Genomic DNA, 19452 nt, shown 5'->3' with positions numbered 1-19452 from the left:
GGGGATAGCGCGTAAAAAATCCGTAAAATTTTCTGGGGTTTGGCGTGTGGGTGTGGTCTGGCTTTAGCGTCAGGTTGGCGGTTTTGCTCGCCGCCTTGCATCAGATAAGGGCTGCAATACCGCCATTAAGCGAGGCAATCTAGCTCGATTGCCTCGCGTTAACGCGTTAACGGCAGGGATTAATGACCGAGATTACCAAGGGATGGGCGGCGGCATTAAGCGTTTGCCGTTATAACCCGGCACAGTGGCAAAACGTGGGGACTTGGCCTCCCAATCAGCTTGGGCGCTGGCGATATCTTCCTTGCTGTGGCCGACAAAATTCCACCAAATACTGACGGTGTCGGCGAGGGGTGCACCGCCAATCAGCAGTAAACGTGCACCAGGGTGAAGGTCGAGCGTTACGCTCTCGCGCAGCATGCCAAGGTAAGCGAGATTATTGTTATCAAAGGATTCATCGTCGATATCGAATCGGCCCTCGAGCGGCATTAGGCCATATTCAAATCGCGGATCCAGCCTGAGCGTTAGTTGAGTGGCCTCTGCTGCGAAGATATCAAGCGCGACGATCGGCGAAAAGTGCAGTGTGGGCGCTTGTTTATCTTTCCACGAGCCAATTAATAGGGTGAATTCGGCGCCCGCCTCCTGCCAAGTCGGCAGCTGGGGATAATGGTCGAACCTCGGGGCTGTGTCTTTGTGTTCCAGCGGCAGCGCAATCCATAGCTGCACCGCATGCATAATACGATGACCTTCGACGGACTCTTCGGTGTGGGCTATGCCATGGCCCGCGGTCATCAGGTTTACTTGCCTCGGGCGGATCACTTGGGCGCTACCTAGGCTGTCCCTGTGCATGATTTCCCCCTCCAGCATCCAAGTGAAGGTTTGAAGGCCGATATGGGGATGCTCGCCCACATTCATTAAGGGGCCGTCGGTGACTGGGCCAATATGATCCAGAAAACACCAAGGGCCTATGAGTCGACGCGGTTTTTGTGGAATAGCCCGCGCTACGGGTATCCCGCCTACATCACCGATTTTGGAGGCTATATGTTGGATTTGGATCCGCCCATCTTCGACGGGGCATTCCCTTGGGCCGCCGTAAAACGGCGACGTTTGCATTTGACTCATATCGACTCCTTATCTTCATTTAGACACGGATAGATTTAACATTTATGCTGGTGCAGCGAGGCGTGTTATCGCCCTCAAGCTCTGTTACTCACGCTCGACCTTAATGACTTTAACGCAATATTGGGAATAAGGGATGTTAACAGACCCTGTTTTTTGGCTAGTGGCGATTCCTGCGGTGTTGATCACTGGGATCTCTAAATCGGGTTTTGCTGGTGGCGTCGGTGGCTTGACTGTGCCCCTGTTAGCGCTGGCCATAAGCCCGGCGACAGCGGCGGCAATCATGTTACCACTGCTGATTTATATGGATTTTTTAAGTGTTCGTTCGTGGTGGGGCCAACATAATCCACGCCAATTATGGATCCTCTTACCCGCGGCGATTGTGGGTATAGGCATAGCCTATTGGTTGTTCGACCGATTAAACGAAGATTACTTACGGGCGATTTTGGGCTGTGTGTCCTTAGGATTTGGTCTTTATGGCTTGGTTTTAGGGGATAAAACCCAAGCTACCCCTTCACATTTGGTGGGGCGACTCTGCGGCTTAACCGCAGGTTTTACCAGCTTTGTGGCCCATGCAGGCGGGCCGCCACTCAATGCCTATTTGCTGCCGTTACGCTTGGCCAAACAAGAGTTTTTAGCCACGGCAGTGGTATTTTTTGCGGTGGTGAATCTGGTTAAGTTAGTGCCCTACAGTCTGCTCGGGCAAATTAACCAAGGTAACATTCTGATTTCTCTGTTACTTGCGCCTTTGGCTTGGTTAGGGGTAAAACTGGGGTTGTCGATCCAAGATAAGATCAGCGATAGGTTGTTTAAACGCATCATCTTGATTTTAATGGTGCTGGTGGGTATTCGCTTATTGTGGACGGCGTTATAGTTTTAAGCTTGAGATTAGCTTAGGCTGTTACCATCGATTTTTTCACGGTATGTTAGTTATCGCTTTGATAGCACCCGATATTACGCAAGAATTGCCCGCGATGAGTTTTACGCTAATGAAACGATTACTGATAGTTATCTTAGCCTTAGGTCTTGGTGCCTGTGCGAGCGCGCCAGAACCTAAGCCTGTGGTCAAGCAAGTTGAACCCGTCTCGGTATGGAACGATAGCAATATCGCCGAATTGCATTCCGAATGGCGCGGCGTCCCTTATCGTTTGGGGGGGGCGACCAAGAAAGGCATCGATTGCTCGGCCTTTGTGTCGGTCGCTTACCAAAAAATGTTGGGTATGACTCTGCCGCGTACAGTGGAGGAGCAGCAAGCACTTGGTAAACCCGTGGCGCGGGATCAACTGCGTAAGGGGGACTTAGTGTTCTTTAAAACTGGCTGGAGCACGCACCATGTCGGCATTTATGTGGGCGGGAATAATTTTCTCCATGTCTCGACGAGCCAAGGGGTAAAAATTTCGAGCCTACTTAATAGCTATTGGGCATCAAAGTATTGGAATGCAAGGCGAATTTAAGCCTTAATCACAGGTAGAGACTCTATGACCCCAGCGTCTGCTTCGTCCCAACATGAGCCTCTACCCACTTCGGTTTTTCTGGCGATTTTCTCCGCCGTGTTCTTACCCATGTTTTTGGCGGCGGTCGATCAAACCCTACTCGCCACCGCAACCCCTGCCATCGTTGAAGATTTGGGTGGCCTCAGGCAAGCCTCGTGGATCACTATCGGCTATATGTTGGCAATGGCGGCCAGTGTGCCTATTTATGGCTGGCTGGGGGATAACTTTGGCCGCGCCAAAATCTTGATGATTGCCTTGGCGGTGTTCGCGTTAGGCTCAATTGTCTCCGCCAGCGCTGGGACGATGGACCATATGATTGCCGGAAGGATTCTCCAAGGCCTCGGCGGTGGCGGGCTAATGAGTCTGTCCCAATCCCTGGTGGGGGAATTGGTGCCGATACGGCAACGGGCGCGTTTTCAGGGCTATTTTGCCGCTATGTTTACCCTCGCCAGTGTTGGCGGCCCAGTGATTGGTGGTTTTGTGGTGCATGCCTATTCTTGGCACTGGTTATTTTGGGCGAATATTCCCTTGGTTATGCTGGCGGTTTGGCGACTTAATCGCTTGCATAAACAGAGTATTAAACCTGTACGACTGGGTCGGTTTGATTTGCTTGGCGTGCTGTTATTTCCTTCTATCATTACGGCGCTGCTGTATTGGTTGTCTGTGGCAGGGCAAGACTTTGCTTGGCTATCGGCCACAAGCTTAGGCTTTATGGGATTCATCTTTGTGGGCGCCGCCTTGCTGTTGTGGTGGGAGCGTCAGCGTGAGAGTCCTTTTTTGCCGCTGGATTTACTCGCCAACAAAGCCATTTATATGCCGCTATTAACCGCTGCGCTGTTTGCCGCCTGTCTGTTTGCGATGATCTTCTTTTTACCCATTTACTTACAGGTTGGTCTGCAAACCAATCCGGCCAAAACGGGCTTGCTATTGATACCAATGACCTTTGGTATAGTGACAGGTTCTACTATTGCGGGCCGGTTGTTGAGCCGAGATGTAGCACCTAAATGGTTGCCGACCTTCGGGATGGGGCTGGCTTCTATCGGTTTACTCTCTATCGGTTTAGTCCCGCCCAATGCGGATCTTATTGGCGGATTAGGTGTGCTGGTGGGCATAGGGTTAGGAACCGTGATGCCCAGCGTGCAGTTAGTTGTGCAGAGTGTGTCGGGCAAGGCGCGTTTAAGCCAAATTACCGCTATGGTGTCCTTGTGTCGCTCCATGGGCGCGGCAATTGGTACGGCCTTATTCAGCCTGTTGCTATATAGCTTGTTACCGCTCGAAGGGGCGCAGGTGGGGATTGCGGCGATAAAAAAGCTACCCATTGAGGTTGTGCATCACGCCTTCCAATGGGGTTTTATCGCGGCGGCCTTGGTGGCGCTCAGCTCTGCGATTGTAGGGTATCTCTCGCCCGCCACAGCGCTTAGGGATCATGAGTAGATTTGTTGGTGCACGACGGATTTAAGCTGTGTAGTATTTGCGATAGGTTAGCTTCCGCTGTGACCCCATTCTTTGCCAGGAATTCTGCATGACAACTAAAAACTGGACCTTAAAAAGCATAGCTAACGAGCTAGGTGTCTCTAACGCCACTGTTTCTAATGCTTTTAATCGTCCCGATCAACTATCGGAAAAACGCCGCAACGAAATTTTAGCCGCCTGTTCTAAATTGGGTTACTTTGGCCCAAACAAGGCGGCGCAATCCTTACGCCGAGGCAAATTTGATACCGTCGCGCTGGTATTGTCCGATAGTGTTGAATATATGGTGTCCGATCCTGTCGCCAGTAAGTTTATGAAGGGGGTGGCTTCGGTATTGGAGCGGGAAAAACTCAACTTATTGCTGTTTTCGGGCAGCTCTGACAGTGTAAATGCGGTGGCAGATTTTGTGGATGGGTTTATTTGTTATGGTCGCCCCCGCAATGCCTTGCTTGCTGAGCAATTGAAACAGGTTAAGAAAAAGGTGGTTACAGTGGATTTTGATATCCACCGCAACGCCGCTGTCAGCATTGACAATAAGTTAGCCGCCTATGAAGTGGCAAAATTGGCATTAAAATCACCTACCGATCAGGTTGCAATATTAGGCCTAAGACTGCTCGATACCCATTTAACCTGCCGAGTTTACGATTTGAATTTGCTCGAAATCGATATGTCGATTGCACACCAGAGGTTGCAGGGATATTTACAGGCAATTGAGGAAACCGGTATTACCCTTGGCAATGATCGGATTTGGAATATTCCTGAAAGTAATGCGGAATATGCACGGATAGCGGCCAAGGAGGCGCTGAATTCGACCCCAAGACCCAACGTATTTTTATGCATGAGTGACTTAATTGCTCTTAGTGTGCTGGGTGAGGCGCAGGCGATGGGATTAGCGATCCCTGAGGATATTCGTGTAGTGGGGTTTGATGGTATTGATGAGGCGACTCGCTCGAATCCTCCGCTGACTACGGTTTATCAATACTCTGAACAAAAAGGCCAAATGGCGGCGCAGATGTTTATCGACGATGCCGTACATGCTCAGGTATTAGGGTATGAATTACGTTTAGGTAAAAGCTGTTAATATATTGATTTTTAAATGCAAAAGGCGCTGTTAAAGCGCCTTTTGTTTTATGTTTGGTATTTATCCCTGCGCTGGGGTGAGCAGGTCGGCTAAGCTGATTTGGGTTTCGATGCTTTGCTCATCAAGCAGGGTGATCAGCCCTTGTTTATTGGCAAAGTCGAGATTAAGACTCGCCTGCGCATTTACCGCAGACCATGTGAGTGTTAGTGATTTTCCACTGGCTGCCATCGTAAAACGGCCATTAAATGCGGCGCTGCTATTACGCAGTTTAATCAATTGAATAAGAGCGTTAACCACTGGTTTTTGCAGGGCTTGTTGCACTTTTTCTCGGTTTAAATAGGGGCGATTAATATCTCGGCCAACATGGGTTTGATTTAGCAATACCATGTCGTTGGGTATGGTAAGCAGGCCTGCGTAGTACACCTGCGGAATACCCGGTGCGAAAAACTGAATCGCTCGAGCCATCAAGTAATCTAGGTCATTTTGCCCGAGGGCATCGTAATAGGTGCAGTTGATTTGATACAAGTCGACATTGCTGGCGGCTGCCCCTGTGGCTTGTAAACTCTCGCCTTGACTGTTGCTGTGTATGGTTTCAACCAGATTATCGATTTGTTTTTCGTCCAATAATCCTTGTAAGCCATCCATTGGGCCCACATCGATAATGCCGATACCATCGTGGGTATCGAGAACGGTAATGCAGTTGCGAGGCGCCATTTCAAGCCAGTGGCTCAGGGCACGACAATCTTGGCTGAAGAGCGTGTGTAAAATCAGCGGCGGTAATGCAAAGTCGTAAACCATATCGACCCGTTTGGCGATATCGATTTGCGTCATATGATGGGAGTGAATTTCGGCTAGGGTTGTCATGCCTAACTGATTGGCTTGCTTTGCTAATTTATCCACAAACTCGAAGGATTCCTCAATCATAAAGCAGCTAGTGCCGGGTTTTTTGATCGCGTAACCTGCGGCATCTAAGCGGATTAAATTGACTTTGCTGTGGTTAAATCGCGCCAATACGCGGTTTAAGTAATCTTTACCTGCTGCGGAGTGTACGTCGATATCGATTTGGTTACGGGTAAAGGTGGTCCAAAACTCTTCCGTTGAACCATCCGCTAAGGTGTAAGTGCTAAAGCAGCTCCCTGGGCGGGGGCGGTAGATAGCTTCTTGATCCTGCTCGCTTAATCCCTCGGGGAATACCTTGTCCTTGGTTAGGAATAAATCCCAGTAAGCCGATTGTTTGCCATGCTTGAGCACATCTTTAAACTCGGGAGACTCCGCAGACATATGGTTAACGATCAAGTCGGCCATAATGTCGAACTCTTCGCCTATGCTTTTGACATCGTCCCAATCACCTAAGCGTGAATCCACTTGCACATGGTCTATGGGATCAAAACCCGCATCGCTGCCATCGATAGGATAGTAAAAGGGCAGTAGGTGAACGCCCCCAAATAACCCCTGTAACTCGTTATTGAGCAAGGATTTGAGTTCTTTGAGTCCGGCACCGGTTATCCGATCGACATAGGTGATCAATTGCACTTGATTTTTCATACTTTGCCCACGTTTGAGTAGCCTTCCCAGAGTAAAGTTTGCCCGCGTTTATTTATAAATTGCGCAAACAAACTTAATCGATTAAGTTGTATATTTAACCAATGTGAAACATTATTCAAGTGGTTTGTTTTATTTTTGAGTTAGTCTTAGGTTTTGGGGGGATTAGCTCACTGCTGTACATAAATAATGCCTAAAGCTGTTTGGGGCTTAGCCAGCTTCAAAGGGAGTTAGGCGCGATAACGATAAGGTGAAACAGTATGGTAAGTGATTCAAATTCTGTAGAAAATCGCCATCACACTCGTATTCGAGTGCTGACGTATTTAATGTTTTTTATGTTTGCTATGACCTCCGATGCCGTGGGCGTGATCATCCCGCAGCTGATTGCTGAATTTGGCCTCTCTTTGTCTCAGGCGAGCGCCTTCCATTATATGCCGATGATTTTTATCGCAATAAGTGGCCTGTTTCTGGGTTTTTTGGCGGATAAAATAGGGCGTAAACTAACCATTTTATTAGGGTTGTTGTTGTTCGCTATTGCCTGTTTTTTATTTGCGCTTGGGGAGTCGTTTTATTATTTCCTGATGCTATTGGCCTTGGTGGGCTTGGCAATTGGGGTATTTAAAACTGGGGCTTTAGCCCTGATCGGTGATATCTCTCGGTCACCAAAACAACATTCCAGCACCATGAACACGGTCGAAGGATTCTTTGGGGTTGGCGCGATGGTGGGGCCAGCCATCGTCAGCTATCTGCTTATCAGTGGTGTGTCATGGAAGTATTTGTATTTTGGGGCGGGTGTATTTTGTCTGCTGCTTTGTTGGTTGGCGTTTAGGGCCGATTATCCGCAGGTTAAGCAATCCTCGACGGAAACAATTAATCTGGCGAACACCTTCAGTATGATGAAAAACCCTTATGCATTAGGGTTTTCCCTTGCGATTGGTTTGTATGTGGCCACCGAAGTGGCGATTTATGTATGGATGCCTAGCCTGCTGCAAGAGTATCAGGGGGATTACACTGCACTGGCGGCTTATGCCTTGACCCTCTTTTTTACCCTGCGAGCAGGTGGGCGGTTTTTGGGCGGATGGATACTAAATCACTTTTCGTGGCAACAGGTTATGTTTTGGTTTAGCTTAGCGATTAGCCTTTGCTATCTCGGTTCTATGCTCTATGGGGTTGAGGCAGCCGTTATTCTCTTGCCCCTCTCTGGGCTGTTTATGTCAATGATATATCCCACCTTAAACTCCAAGGGGATCAGTTGTTTCCCCGTGGCGCAGCACGGTTCTGTGGCAGGGGTAATCCTGTTTTTTACCGCGGTTTCTGCGGCGCTGGCTCCCCTTTGTATGGGGTTAGTTGGGGATATTTTCGGCCATGTGAAGTATGGCTTTTACCTCGCAACTGGGTTTGCCGTTTTACTGTGCCTGTTAGCGGGCGTTAATCTGATTAAAGATCCTACCCAATCATTGTTGGGCCGTGAAACCGCTTAAATTGGAATGTGAAAGAAAAATTTTTTCTGTCACATTTCTCCGATTAATCAATTAACTATCTATTGTTCTCACTTTAAGTTTGTGGGTCTGTACAAAAAACACACTTGCTTTTTGTTATTTAGTTGCTAACTTGTTAACTTAATCGATTAAGATGTTTTTTAGTAAAGTGAAATAACAGGCTAATCGATTAACAACAATTTCAGTAGAAGTCGCCGTGGGGAGAGGGGCGGCTTCTCAAATATGGGTGGGGACATAAAAATGATAAATCGCACATCACAACAATTCTTGTTAAGCACAATCGCCGTCTTGGTGAGTTCTCAGCTTTGGGCTGCCGATGCACCTGCACAGGAAGAAACCAAGAAAGATGCGTTAGGCCTTGAGCGCATTACTGTTACGGGCGTGGCCCGTGGCACCCGCGTCATGGACTCGAGCGTGTCAGTCAGCAGCGTATCACTCGCCGAGTTGGAGGTTAGTACTCCACGTTCATCCGCCGAAGCATTTCGGATCATTCCAGGGATGAAGGTGGAATCAACGGGCGGCGAAGGTAATGCTAACATTGCTGTACGTGGCTTACCTGTGGCATCGGGTGGTGCTAAGTTTCTTCAAATTCAAGAAGATGGTTTACCAATTCTACAGTTTGGCGATATTGCCTTTGGTAATGCGGATATCTTTTTACGTTTAGACTCTACAGTACAAACCATTGAATCTATTCGTGGTGGTTCGGCATCCACTGCGGCGAGTAATGCTCCCGGTGGCATTATTAACGTGATCAGTAAAACCGGAAGTTCAGATGCTGGCAGCGTGTCGACCACCTTTGGCTTGGACTACGATACCTTCCGTACCGACTTTGAATATGGCACCAGCATCAATGACAGCCTGCGTTTCCATGTGGGTGGTTTTGTGCGTACTGGTGAAGGCCCTCGCCAAGCAGGTTATGACGCCAACAAAGGTGGTCAGGTAAAAGCTAACATAACCAAAGAGTTCGATAGTGGCTATGTTCGTCTTTATTTCAAACATTTAGATGATAAAAGTATTGGCTACTTACCCATGCCAATGTATTTGGACGGTAGCTCTGTTCCAGGTTTTAATGCGAAATCCGATGCCATCCAGTCAGCTTATTTTCTCTCAACCCTGAGTTTAGGCGCCGATGGTGAGCGTCGTCGCGGTGATATGCGCGATGGGATGAATCCTGAGGTTAACTCAGTGGGATTAGAAGCGTCTTTTGATTTAGGCAATGACTGGCAGGTCGAAAACCGCTTCCGTTTCTCGGATGTGAGCGGCAATTTTATGGCGCCATTCCCAGCCGAAGTGGCTAATGGTGCCGACATTGCGGCCAGTATTGCGGGCACTGGCGCCAAGTTGATTTATGCCAATGGCCCTGATGCGGGCAATCCTATGGATGGACTCGCCATGCGGATCCATACCTTCGACGTTAAGATGAATGACTTTGGCTCAATCGTAAACGACTTAAAATTAACGAAAACCTTTGACGATACCAACGTTACTTTGGGTTATTACAATGCTACCCAAAATATCAATATGACTTGGATGTGGAACTCCTATTTGATGGAAGTCAAAGGGGATAACGCCGCATTGCTTGATGTTGTGGCTGCCGATGGTACCGCCTATTCCGATGCTGGGCTCTACGGCTATGGTGTGCCTTATTGGGGTAATTGTTGCCAACGTAATTACGATACAGAATACAACATTAAGGCGCCTTATCTTGCGGTCGCGTCAAGCTTTGGGGATTTATCGCTGGATGCCAGTGTGCGTTACGACAGCGGCGATGCCAGTGGTTTCTACGCTGGCAATGTGCAATCGCAAGTCGATATGAACTTGGATGGCGTAATCTCTATTCCTGAGCAAAGTGTCTCTTCTATTGATAATGCCAATCCGCAACCCGTGAATTATGACTGGAGCTACACCTCCTATTCACTCGGCGCAAACTATCAGTTTGACAGCGATTTAGCTGCTTTTGGTCGCTTGAGTCATGGCGGCCGTGCCAACGCGGATCGCCTGTTATTTGGTAAGGTTCGTGCCGATGGTTCAGTGGCAAAAGAAGATGCGGTCGATAATGTGGATCAATATGAGTTAGGCGTTAAGTACCGTTACGATGACTTATCGGTGTTCGCGACCGCTTTCTACTCCGAGACCGAAGAGCAAAACTTTGAGGCGACGAGTCAGCGTTTCTTCGACCGTAAGTACAAAGCCAAAGGAATTGAAATTGAATCGGCCTATTTTATCGGTGACTTCGATTTTAGGGGCAATGTCACTTGGACCGATGCTGAGATTGCTAAGGACGCTTTAACACCAGATGTTGTGGGTAATACTCCAAGAAGACAGGCCGACTTTATCTATTCACTGATGGGCCGTTATAACTTTGACCAAGGTTCAGTGGGCATCAACCTGATTGGCACTACTGACTCCTATGCACAAGATAATAATGACCTCAAGTTTGATGGTTATAATCAGGTCAATGCCTTTGCAACCTACAACTTAACTCAGGCCTTAAGTGTCTCCTTAAACGTCAACAACCTGTTTGACGCCACGGGTATCACAGAGGCTGAGGAAGGTTCGATTCCTGATAACAATATTATCCGCGCTCGCACCATAAATGGCAGAACCACGAGTGCAACCTTGAAATACGAGTTTTAACTCCGGCGGGTTTGAGGTTTAAAACCGACAATTTAAAAGGCCCATCCAGCATGGGCTTTTTGCTTAACTAATAGAAATATAAAGGGATCCATATGACGGTATTACTCAGTTTTGGAGAGGTGTTAGTGGATTTATTACCCACAGAGGCTAACGACAAATCTCATCAAGCCATTGCGGGCGGCGCGCCTGCAAACGTGGCTGTAGGTTATGCCAAACTGGGCGGTAAGAGTTATTTTGCTGGCGGCATTAGCAGCGATGATTATGGCGTAATGTTAAAACAATCCCTCGAAAACGAAGGCGTTGCTACAGATTATTTGGCCGAAGTGCCAGGTGTGCCTACAGCGACAGTGGTGGTAAATTTGGATGAGAATGGTGAACGAACCTTCGAGTTTAACCGCCAAGGGACTGCCGATCTTTGCTATAGTCAGCGCCATTTCGATGTCATTCCATGGCCACAGATGGATGTTTTTCATCTCTGTTCCAACACCTTTACCGAAGCGAGCATTTTTAACGCGAGCATCTATGGTGCCCGTTGCGCTAATTCATTCAATAAGATAGTGAGTTTTGATGTTAACTTGCGCTTATCACTCTGGCCCGATACCGCATTGCTTGCAGAGCGAGTAGAGCAGTGTTTTCGTTACACACAAGTGCTGAAAATGAGCCGTGAAGAGGCCGACTATTTAGCCTTAACGCGGAACAAGAGTTTCGAAGATTATTTGCAGTTTTTTTTGGCGCAAGGTGTTGAAGTGATTCTAATTACTGACGGCGGCAATCCAGTGCAGTGCATCACAGTAGATGAGCGATTTAGCGTGCCAGTCCCCCAAATTAAAGCCGTAGATACCACGGCGGCGGGCGACAGCTTTATGGCGGGATTTTTGTTTGCACTGGGTTCTGAGTTGGAGTTTGATCTCGAGCATTTAACCTTAAAACATCGACTTGCATGTCAGGCACAGTTGCGCAAGGCGGTTGAGTTTGCGGTGCGTTGCGGCGCCGTAACCTGTTGTCAGAAGGGCGCTTTCCCTGCTTTACCCACATTGTCGCAGGTGAGTTAACCCTTCACTCCAAACTATTAAGCTAAGGTGAGCTATGGCTTGTCTTAGCTTTTTTCGAGCATATTGCGCGAACTTCATCACGTTTTACTTGCCCCATTGGCCGAGCATTTATGCTATTTTAGCTGCGGCTTATAGTCGAAGGAGCATAGGTTTCTCCTCTGCTTTCGGTCGATATGGTTTTATTTCAACATGATTGGGGATTTCCTATGAGCAAAGCAAAAATCGGGATTGTAACGGTGAGCGATCGTGCCAGCGCGGGGATTTATGAGGATATCTCGGGCAAGGCGATTATCGACACCCTCAATGATTATCTCACCAGCGAGTGGGAGCCGATTTATCAAGTGATCCCCGACGAGCAGGATGTGATTGAAGCGACCCTGATCAAGATGGCCGATGAGCTGGATTGCTGCTTAATTGTGACCACGGGCGGTACTGGCCCAGCAAAACGCGATGTGACGCCCGAGGCAACTGAGGCCGTGTGCGATCGCATGATGCCGGGCTTTGGCGAGTTGATGCGCGCTGAGTCATTAAAGTTTGTGCCGACGGCGATTCTCTCGCGCCAAACCGCGGGCTTACGGGGGGATTCATTAATTGTGAACCTGCCGGGCAAGCCTAAATCAATCCGCGAATGTTTAGATGCGGTATTCCCAGCGATTCCTTACTGTATCGACCTGATGGAAGGGCCGTACCTCGAGTGTAACGAGGCCGTGATTAAGCCTTTTAGACCTAAGGCAAAATAATCCGCGCTGTAAGATTGCATAAACCCAAGTCTAGCTTGGGTTTTTTATTGGCATTCGTTGTGGGCTGTTGTGGTCGCGCTAAGTCGCAACTACGCAGCTTGACTTAGCGCCTATAGACACAGCTTTAATACTCTGTAATACGAGTTTAACTGCGGTGCATTAACGACTATTTTAATGCCTCAATTTGCTGTGCCAGTGTGGTTTTAGCGGCGTTGTCCTCTGCATCTGTCACTATGCGCTCCAGCACTTGTACTCGTTCAATCAGTACCTGATTTTGTAGACTCAGCTGGGTGAGTTTATCCTCAAGCTGTCGATCGTTTCCGCCACCCAGTTGGCGCATTTTTAGGTAATGCTTAAACATCTCTGTAGCGCTTACACCGATAATAAAGGTCACCATAATGACCATGATAATAAATTCTTTTTCCATGATTGGCTCCTTAACTCAATGTTAGGGCGCGGCGCGCCCTCTGTGGGTTGATAGTGTTATAAACCGAAGATCACTTTTTCGCTCTTTAACGATTTTTCCATGCCGAATGCCAGTATTACCGCAATGGCGAGTGTGCCCAGCGTCGATACCAGCAATTGCAGCATGTTCATATCTTTACCTTTAATAAAGTCCATCAGTGCCTGTTGCTGACCCGAGACGGGCAACCATTGCAGGACGTCGGGCGCGATGTTGTAGCTGGCGGCCATCGACAGTGCCAAGGGCACAAACAGCACCATGGTTAGATAGGACTGGGCTTCCTTAAAGGTTTTGGCCATAAAGGACACAAACAATTGCAAACAGGCAGCCATCAGGGCAACTGGGATACCGACCAGCAGCATCAACGCCATAAATTCACTGGTAATGCTGACGCTAAAGCCGAGCTCCTGCCAAGGCACGAAGGTATAGGCGACCTTAGATACTAATAAAATCAACACTAAGCCGAGTAGGGCAAACAGACCGACAGCAATGATTTTAGAGAGCACTAATTGGCGCGTGGTTAGCGGATGGCTGAGTAACAATGCCAAAGAGTTACGTTCACGCTCACCGGCGCTGGTGTCGATGGCCAAGTTCATCCCCGAGATAAACACTGAGTAAATCATAGTGAAAATGGCGATGCCTAAGATCATCCCGCCCTTAGAGTCGGTGGTGGCTTGGTCGTGCACATTCACTTTCAGGGGCTGCACCACGCGAGGGTCGATACCGCGGGCGATTAAGCGCAGGCTGCCCATTTCGGCGCTGTAGGCCTGCAACTGTTTCTCTAAGCGGCGAATCGAGTTTTGCAGTTTTTCCTCTGAGTTATCGGCCACGATAGTGATCTCTGCGCCTTTGCCTTGGTTCATCTGCTTAGCATAGTCGGGGCTGATAATCAGCTCGATGGCTTTCAAATCCTTCGCGCCAGCTTCGCCTTGGGTAATGCCCTTGTTAGATAAAAAACGCACTAAATCCGGCGCTTTGTCGGGATTAGTGATGCTGATTTTAAGATCGTCCGGGCTGGTCAGCTGGCCAATAAGCACCATAAACAGGCCGCACATGATCAGCGGCGTACCGATGGCGTAGTAGAGCCCCGCCATCACAGAGCGTTTATCGCGGGCGGCGTCTATCAGTTCCTTGCGAACCATTGCGATGATTTTGTTCATGATTATTCCTTATCCCAAGTTTATCTGTTCGCTATTTAAGTCGAAGCAGGTGTTATCGCAATTTGTGTGAGCGTTGATGCTGTGAGTCATCATGCGGCAATGCCCTCATCGGTGCCGATCAGCTGGATAAAAGCATCTTCGAGTGAGGCTTTACCCGTTTGGGCGCAAAGCTGTTCTGGGCTGCCGATGGCCACCACTCGGCCCTGTGCCATCACAATCACTTGGTCGCACAGCGCCGCGACTTCCTGCATCACATGGCTGGAAAACAGCACGCAATGCCCTTGGTTTTTAAGGTCGATAAGAATATCGCGCAGCAAACGGGTACTCATTACATCCAGCCCACGGGTCGGTTCGTCGAGGATAATATTGCTCGGGCTGTGGACTATGGCTTGGGCGAGGGCGGTTTTCATTCGTTGCCCTTGGGAAAAGCCTTTACAGCGGCGATCGCTAATATCTTCGAGGCGCAGTTTGGCGATAACCTTGCTGGTGGCTTCTTTGGCGTCGCTCGCAGATAACCCGCTGAGTTCGGCGAAGTAACGGATATATTCCCGCGGCGTGAGGCGCTCATACAGGCCAAATGGATCGGGGAATAAGCCGAGTTGCTGCTTAGCACCAATCGGGTCGATGGCGACATCGATACCTTCAATTTCAGCCGTGCCAGTATCGGGCTTTAACAGGCCAAAAATGGTGCGTAAACAGGTGGTTTTACCCGCGCCATTAGGGCCGAGTAGGCCGGTGATCTGGCCATTTTCGGCAACAAAACTCAAATCGTTTAAGGCCTGCACTTCGCCGATGCGCTTAGAAAGATGGGATACTTTGATCATGACTTACTCCTTGGCTCCAGTGCTGGGCTTATCTTTGGCAGATTGGGTTGCATCTTCGGTCGCGAGTGGCTCAACCGAGCTGGCATTTAAATAGAAACTACGGCGCACATCCTTTTTCAAACATTCACCATCGAGATCTTTAACCGAACCAGTACGCACTAACTCGGCGATTAAGTTATTGGCACAGGACTGATAGGCCACGCCATGGGTGGCGTATGGCGCGACCAAGTGTTTAGCGTTGGTGAGTTTTCCCATCGCAAGTTCCGCCCAACTTGGTGGTGTGGCAGGGTCTATTTCGCCCGACAGCAACAGTGTGGGGATAGCACTCTTAATAGGCTCGCTAAAGCTGGCATCGACGGGCGGCACTTTCCACACAGAGCATGATGCCTCTAGGCCTTCGAGCATAGATTTGCCAACATAGGAGGTTTTTGCCTGTTCACGCATCGCTGGGGTGATGCGATGGATGTCTTCACCGCAAACTACGGAGGCGTGCATGCCCATTGCCATGCCTGCACCATCGGTAGTTAAGGCATACAATCCGAGTAGCGGTTGATAGTTACCTTTGGCGGCTTGATGAATCGCATGGGGCACTAAGGCGCGCACATTGGTTTGATACAGTGCCATTCTGATCGCGCCATAAAACTTCGCGCGGGTGAGCGTGAGTAAGGTCTTTTCACCCGTGACCGGGTCGTGTACTTGCTCCATCACTGGCCCTTCGGTCAGTCTTGCGACCACTTGGTCAAACTCGGCCCTGAGCTCTGGATACTCGGCATGGCAGGCCGCGGTGTCTTGACAATCTTTAAACAATAAGTCAAAGCCGCGCTCAATTGCCGAGCCGATTTCTAATACGCTTTGCTGCATCGGCACTACGCCGTCTAAGGTAACTGTGGCTAAGTGCTCGGGATACAAACGCATATAGAGCTGCGCCATGCGTGTGCCGTAAGAAATGCCGTATAAGTGCAGCTTTTTGTAGCCTAAATGAGCGCGCACGGCTTCGAAGTCTGCCACGGCATTGAGACTGCCGTATTGGGTGACGTCTGTGTCGGGGTATTGATCGCGACATTTTTGCGCTTCGACTACGCTGTCAACATTGTCATCGTTGATAGCGAGTGGGGTTTGTGCACCAGGGTCGCAATTGAGTGGATTCGAACGACCTGTACCGCGTTGATCAATCAGCAAAATATCCCGCTGCTGACGCACTTTATTCAGCATGCTATCAAAGCTTGCCGCATTATCGATGGCCGATTGACCTGGGCCGCCTGCTATCGCCAGCAGTGCTTCTTCATGATTGACATTTTTCACCGCAGGCAGGACCACATAATGCACTTGGATCTGTTTGCCATCGGGCTTGTTGGGATTCTCTGGCACAGTCACAAAGCCGCAGTTTAAACGGTCCGAAACACCGTCCACATAACAGGTATTTGTGGGGGTTGTTGAAGGCGCTGATTTTTCACTTGCCCAAACCGTTGCGCTTGCCATAGCGAGCATAAGTGTGCTCAAGCCTATGATTTTGCGAGTTGAAATATGTTTATGCCAGCCTGTATTTGAACGCTTAATCGCAACGCAAGCGCTGGTATTATGGGACTTCCTGTGGATCATGCTATCTATCATGAGCGCTTTCCTTTTTGCATTTCAGGATGAGTGTGATACTTTAAATACAGTGTATCGGTGTATCAATGTATTAATACAGTGTGTAAAGCCTAATGTTAGAACTTTTAAATGTCAACCCCAGCAGTGGTGAGCCAATTTACAAGCAATTACACGAGCAAATCGTGCGCTTGATTGTGGGCGGCCAACTGCAAGAGGAAGACGTATTACCCTCAGTGCGCCAGATTGCGGAATACCTTGCGGTGAACCCGATGACAGTATCTCGCGCAATTCAGCAATTGGTGGATCAGGGCTGGTTAGAACGCCGCCGTGGGCAGGCGACTCGGGTTGCTGCCCGTACCGAGGCGATGGAGTCGGGCGTGAGTCTGCTTGAGCCGCAATTAGATGGCTTATTGGCACAAGCCAAGCAGCTGGGCGTGAGCCTGCCCGAGTTGCTGCAATTGATTAACGATCGCTGGCAAGCCTAGTCGGCCCAAGCGAAAACGAGAATAAAAAGGACGCAATTCGATGGATCAAGAGTTTCCCCCAATACTTGAGTTTTCTAAGGTAAACAAAGTTTTTCGTGGAAAAAATGGCGTTGAAAAACAGGCGTTAAAGGATCTGTCCTTGTGCTTGTCTGCCGGGATGGTGGTTGGCTTATTGGGACAAAACGGTGCGGGCAAATCAACCTTAATGCGCTGCGCTTTGGGGATCCTCTCGCCGGATTCTGGCGAAATCCGCACCTTAGGTGAGACGCCGGAGCAACTTTCGTCAGCCGCAAAGGAGCGCCTTGGTTATGTGCCACAACAGCCCTTTGGTTATGAAGGTTTTACCGTTGAGCGCGCCCTTGATTTACACCGCAGCTTTTATCCCCATTGGGACATGCAGTTAGAGCAAGATTGGCTTGCCCGCTTTGAGTTAGATGTCAGCCAACAGGTACAACGTCTGTCCGTCGGCCAGCGCCAATCCTTGGCGCTGATCATGGCAATGGCCTATCGCCCCGAACTGTTGATCCTCGATGAACCTGTGGCCAGCCTCGATCCTATCGTCAGACGCAAATTTATGGTCGATTTGTTCGACTTGGCCCTCGAATCCGGCTCGGCGGTGCTGTTTTCATCCCATATCACCTCAGATTTAGAGCGGGTCGCGAGTCATGTGGCACTGATTAAACAGGGCGAATTAGTGCTGTTTAAGGAAATCGATGCCCTGCGGGAAGAGGTGCGTCTACTCAAACTCGCGGCGGGTACGGAGTTGCCTGAGCAGGTGCGTATTTTGAGCCGTGATGGTGATTCTGTGCTGGTGGATAGTGGTGCTGTCGATCTCAATTTTCCCGGCGTGCAGCGAAGCGAAGCGCTTAATTTGGAGCAACTCTTTGTGGAGTTACACAAATGAGTTCAGCTAAACCGCTTGTGCAACCTACTGATAAGCCTGCAACACAGCATTCAATCAATCCCTTTAACGGCATGCTGCGCCTGTGGTTATTTGACGTGGGCAGTGTGAGTTTTTTGGGTACCGGATTATTTGGCTTAGCCCTGAGCGTTTTGGCGGGATGGGCTGGGCAGAAGGAGAGTTTTGATATTTTTGTCGGCATGGGGATTGTCTCTACCTCAGCTGCGGTCGCATGGCAGTTGATTCGCTTGATGGCGAGTGAGTGCTCAATCTTAATCCCCCGTTATCGGCAGAATATTTTTATCCAGTGCGAGGTGATGCTCATTGGCGTGTTTAGCCTTGCGGTGCTTTTATGCGTATTGTTTGACTTTACCTCTAGCCTGTCGTTACTGGTGTTTGCCCAAGGGATAAGCTTAGGTTTTATCTTGCTGTGTCTGCGGCAAACCCAATGGTTTTACTCCTCATTTTTACTGTTTATTTTAGTGCCGTTTTCTAGCGCTTTGGCTGAGCAAGTACCATTGTGGCTGAGCATCATAGTGTTGTTTGTGTTGGTAGTGCTGATTTGGCGCCGCTGCCTAGTGTTACCTTGGCGGGTGGAAGCACGCAGTGTGTATCTCAACGGGTTAGAAATGGGCTGGTTTTGGTTGCCTAATCTGCAATCCATGCGGTTTTTGAGCCGTTTCGAGCGTTATTTGCATCCGGTTAACTTTTTTATCGGGCCGATGTTAACCGTATTGCTATTGTTGCTGCCCGTGCTGACATTGGCGCTGGGGGTGTTATCCCATCAGTTTAATTGGGATTTTCCGGTGTTACTGCTACTGGCGCAGTTTTGTGTGATCAGCTGTTCGCTGGTGCATTGGAGTCGGGTGCAACGAGCGCGTGCAACAGAGTTACTGTTGTTGATGCCGGGTTTTGATGGCAGAACTGGTTTGGTTAATGCTTTTGCCCGAGGGCAGCAACGATTGCTGTATCTCATCAGTGTCGGCATGTTGCTCTGTAGTGTGTTTATTACTTGGCTCAATGGCGGGATAAGTGCGCCATTGCTGGCGCATTTAGTGATGAGCACCTATTGGGCTTGTGCCTTGGTGTTAGGGCTAGGTTGCCTGTGCCGCCGAGTGTTACAGGTTAGCTTGACTATGCTGGTGGTGCTGGGGCATTCACTATGGGTGTCTATCAGTTTAGCGGCATTGCAGCATGATGGTCATCTATATTATTGGTTAATAGGCGATCTTTTACTGGTTGTGTTGGGGCAAATTGCCCTGTTTGGCGGCCGTAAAAAGTTATGGCGGGGCGATATCGTTGGGCTGTAATCGGCCTTAAATGACGTGATTTGGGCGACATTTGCACAAGATTAGAGCAAAAACTCTTAGTTTTTAGCTTGCCTTCAGGTAGAATGCTG

Annotated in this window: 17 protein-coding genes; 11 read left to right on the top strand and 6 right to left on the bottom strand. The window is 49.1% G+C overall.

The window, feature by feature from the left end; genetic code table 11:
• Nucleotides 1–192 precede the first annotated feature (192 nt).
• Nucleotides 193–1119 (bottom strand): pirin family protein, encoded by a 927-nt coding sequence (locus tag HG547_RS16880; RefSeq protein WP_169548478.1) that lies wholly within the window; start codon nucleotides 1117–1119, stop codon nucleotides 193–195.
• 133 nt (nucleotides 1120–1252) lie between these two features.
• On the opposite strand from HG547_RS16880, the gene HG547_RS16875 reads away from it, so the two are divergent.
• From HG547_RS16875 to HG547_RS16860, 4 genes are all read left to right on the top strand, one after another.
• Entirely contained in the window at nucleotides 1253–1990 is a 738-nt protein-coding gene (locus HG547_RS16875) for a sulfite exporter TauE/SafE family protein (protein WP_169548477.1), read from the top strand.
• Nucleotides 1991–2105: 115 nt separating this feature from the next.
• Nucleotides 2106–2570 (top strand): NlpC/P60 family protein, encoded by a 465-nt coding sequence (locus tag HG547_RS16870; protein WP_037427995.1) that lies wholly within the window; start codon nucleotides 2106–2108, stop codon nucleotides 2568–2570.
• A gap of 24 nt (nucleotides 2571–2594) precedes the next feature.
• Nucleotides 2595–4043, top strand: coding sequence for an MFS transporter (locus HG547_RS16865; protein WP_169548476.1), 1449 nt, complete (start codon nucleotides 2595–2597; stop codon nucleotides 4041–4043).
• Nucleotides 4044–4131: 88 nt separating this feature from the next.
• Nucleotides 4132–5160: a LacI family DNA-binding transcriptional regulator gene (locus HG547_RS16860; RefSeq protein ID WP_037416178.1), complete on the top strand. Its 1029-nt coding sequence runs from the start codon at nucleotides 4132–4134 to the stop codon at nucleotides 5158–5160.
• 60 nt (nucleotides 5161–5220) lie between these two features.
• On the opposite strand, the gene gtfA is transcribed toward HG547_RS16860, so the two are convergent.
• Nucleotides 5221–6705 carry a sucrose phosphorylase gene (gene gtfA / locus HG547_RS16855; protein WP_055646920.1) on the bottom strand — a complete coding sequence of 495 codons (1485 nt, stop codon included), beginning with the start codon at nucleotides 6703–6705 and terminating at the stop codon, nucleotides 5221–5223.
• Nucleotides 6706–6962: 257 nt separating this feature from the next.
• On the opposite strand from gtfA, the gene HG547_RS16850 reads away from it, so the two are divergent.
• The 4 genes from HG547_RS16850 (at nucleotide 6963) to mog (ending at nucleotide 12630) form a co-directional block, all read left to right on the top strand.
• On the top strand, nucleotides 6963–8183 hold the full coding sequence (locus HG547_RS16850; RefSeq protein ID WP_169548475.1) for an MFS transporter: 1221 nt from the start codon (nucleotides 6963–6965) through the stop codon (nucleotides 8181–8183).
• Nucleotides 8184–8441: 258 nt separating this feature from the next.
• Nucleotides 8442–10838: a TonB-dependent receptor gene (locus HG547_RS16845; RefSeq protein WP_169548474.1), complete on the top strand. Its 2397-nt coding sequence runs from the start codon at nucleotides 8442–8444 to the stop codon at nucleotides 10836–10838.
• 92 nt (nucleotides 10839–10930) lie between these two features.
• Nucleotides 10931–11890, top strand: coding sequence for a carbohydrate kinase (locus tag HG547_RS16840; RefSeq protein WP_169548473.1), 960 nt, complete (start codon nucleotides 10931–10933; stop codon nucleotides 11888–11890).
• Nucleotides 11891–12096: 206 nt separating this feature from the next.
• Nucleotides 12097–12630, top strand: a complete 534-nt coding sequence (gene mog, locus HG547_RS16835) for a molybdopterin adenylyltransferase (protein WP_047540360.1) — start codon at nucleotides 12097–12099, stop codon at nucleotides 12628–12630.
• 166 nt (nucleotides 12631–12796) lie between these two features.
• On the opposite strand, the gene HG547_RS16830 is transcribed toward mog, so the two are convergent.
• The 4 genes from HG547_RS16830 to HG547_RS16815 form a co-directional block, all read right to left on the bottom strand.
• Nucleotides 12797–13057 carry a phage-shock protein gene (locus tag HG547_RS16830; protein WP_037416192.1) on the bottom strand — a complete coding sequence of 87 codons (261 nt, stop codon included), beginning with the start codon at nucleotides 13055–13057 and terminating at the stop codon, nucleotides 12797–12799.
• A 56-nt stretch (nucleotides 13058–13113) separates the two neighbouring features.
• On the bottom strand, nucleotides 13114–14253 hold the full coding sequence (locus tag HG547_RS16825) for an ABC transporter permease (protein ID WP_037427971.1): 1140 nt from the start codon (nucleotides 14251–14253) through the stop codon (nucleotides 13114–13116).
• An 89-nt stretch (nucleotides 14254–14342) separates the two neighbouring features.
• Complete coding sequence (locus HG547_RS16820; protein WP_037416198.1) at nucleotides 14343–15077, bottom strand: ATP-binding cassette domain-containing protein; 735 nt, start codon at nucleotides 15075–15077, stop codon at nucleotides 14343–14345.
• Between the two features lie 3 nt (nucleotides 15078–15080).
• Nucleotides 15081–16688, bottom strand: coding sequence for an alpha/beta hydrolase (locus tag HG547_RS16815; RefSeq protein ID WP_169548472.1), 1608 nt, complete (start codon nucleotides 16686–16688; stop codon nucleotides 15081–15083).
• 92 nt (nucleotides 16689–16780) lie between these two features.
• Here HG547_RS16815 and HG547_RS16810 point away from each other — a divergent pair, with 92 nt between their 5' ends.
• Genes HG547_RS16810 through HG547_RS16800 form a run of 3 tightly spaced genes read left to right on the top strand, consistent with a single transcriptional unit; the run spans nucleotide 16781 to nucleotide 19363 of the window.
• Entirely contained in the window at nucleotides 16781–17152 is a 372-nt protein-coding gene (locus tag HG547_RS16810) for a GntR family transcriptional regulator (protein ID WP_037416203.1), read from the top strand.
• Nucleotides 17153–17192: 40 nt separating this feature from the next.
• On the top strand, nucleotides 17193–18056 hold the full coding sequence (locus HG547_RS16805) for an ABC transporter ATP-binding protein (protein WP_169548471.1): 864 nt from the start codon (nucleotides 17193–17195) through the stop codon (nucleotides 18054–18056).
• The gene (locus tag HG547_RS16800) at nucleotides 18053–19363 is read left to right on the top strand and encodes an ABC transporter permease (protein WP_169548470.1); all 1311 of its coding nucleotides are present in this window, start codon (nucleotides 18053–18055) and stop codon (nucleotides 19361–19363) included. The genes HG547_RS16805 and HG547_RS16800 overlap by 4 nt, the downstream gene beginning before the upstream one ends.
• Nucleotides 19364–19452: the final 89 nt, after the last annotated feature.

Origin of the sequence: Shewanella sp. DNRA4, assembly GCF_012843185.1 — a bacterium.
In the GTDB taxonomy this organism is placed as follows: domain Bacteria; phylum Pseudomonadota; class Gammaproteobacteria; order Enterobacterales; family Shewanellaceae; genus Shewanella; species Shewanella xiamenensis.
Note: the sequence above shows the minus strand (reverse complement) of the source record. Positions and strands in the feature narration are given on the sequence as shown.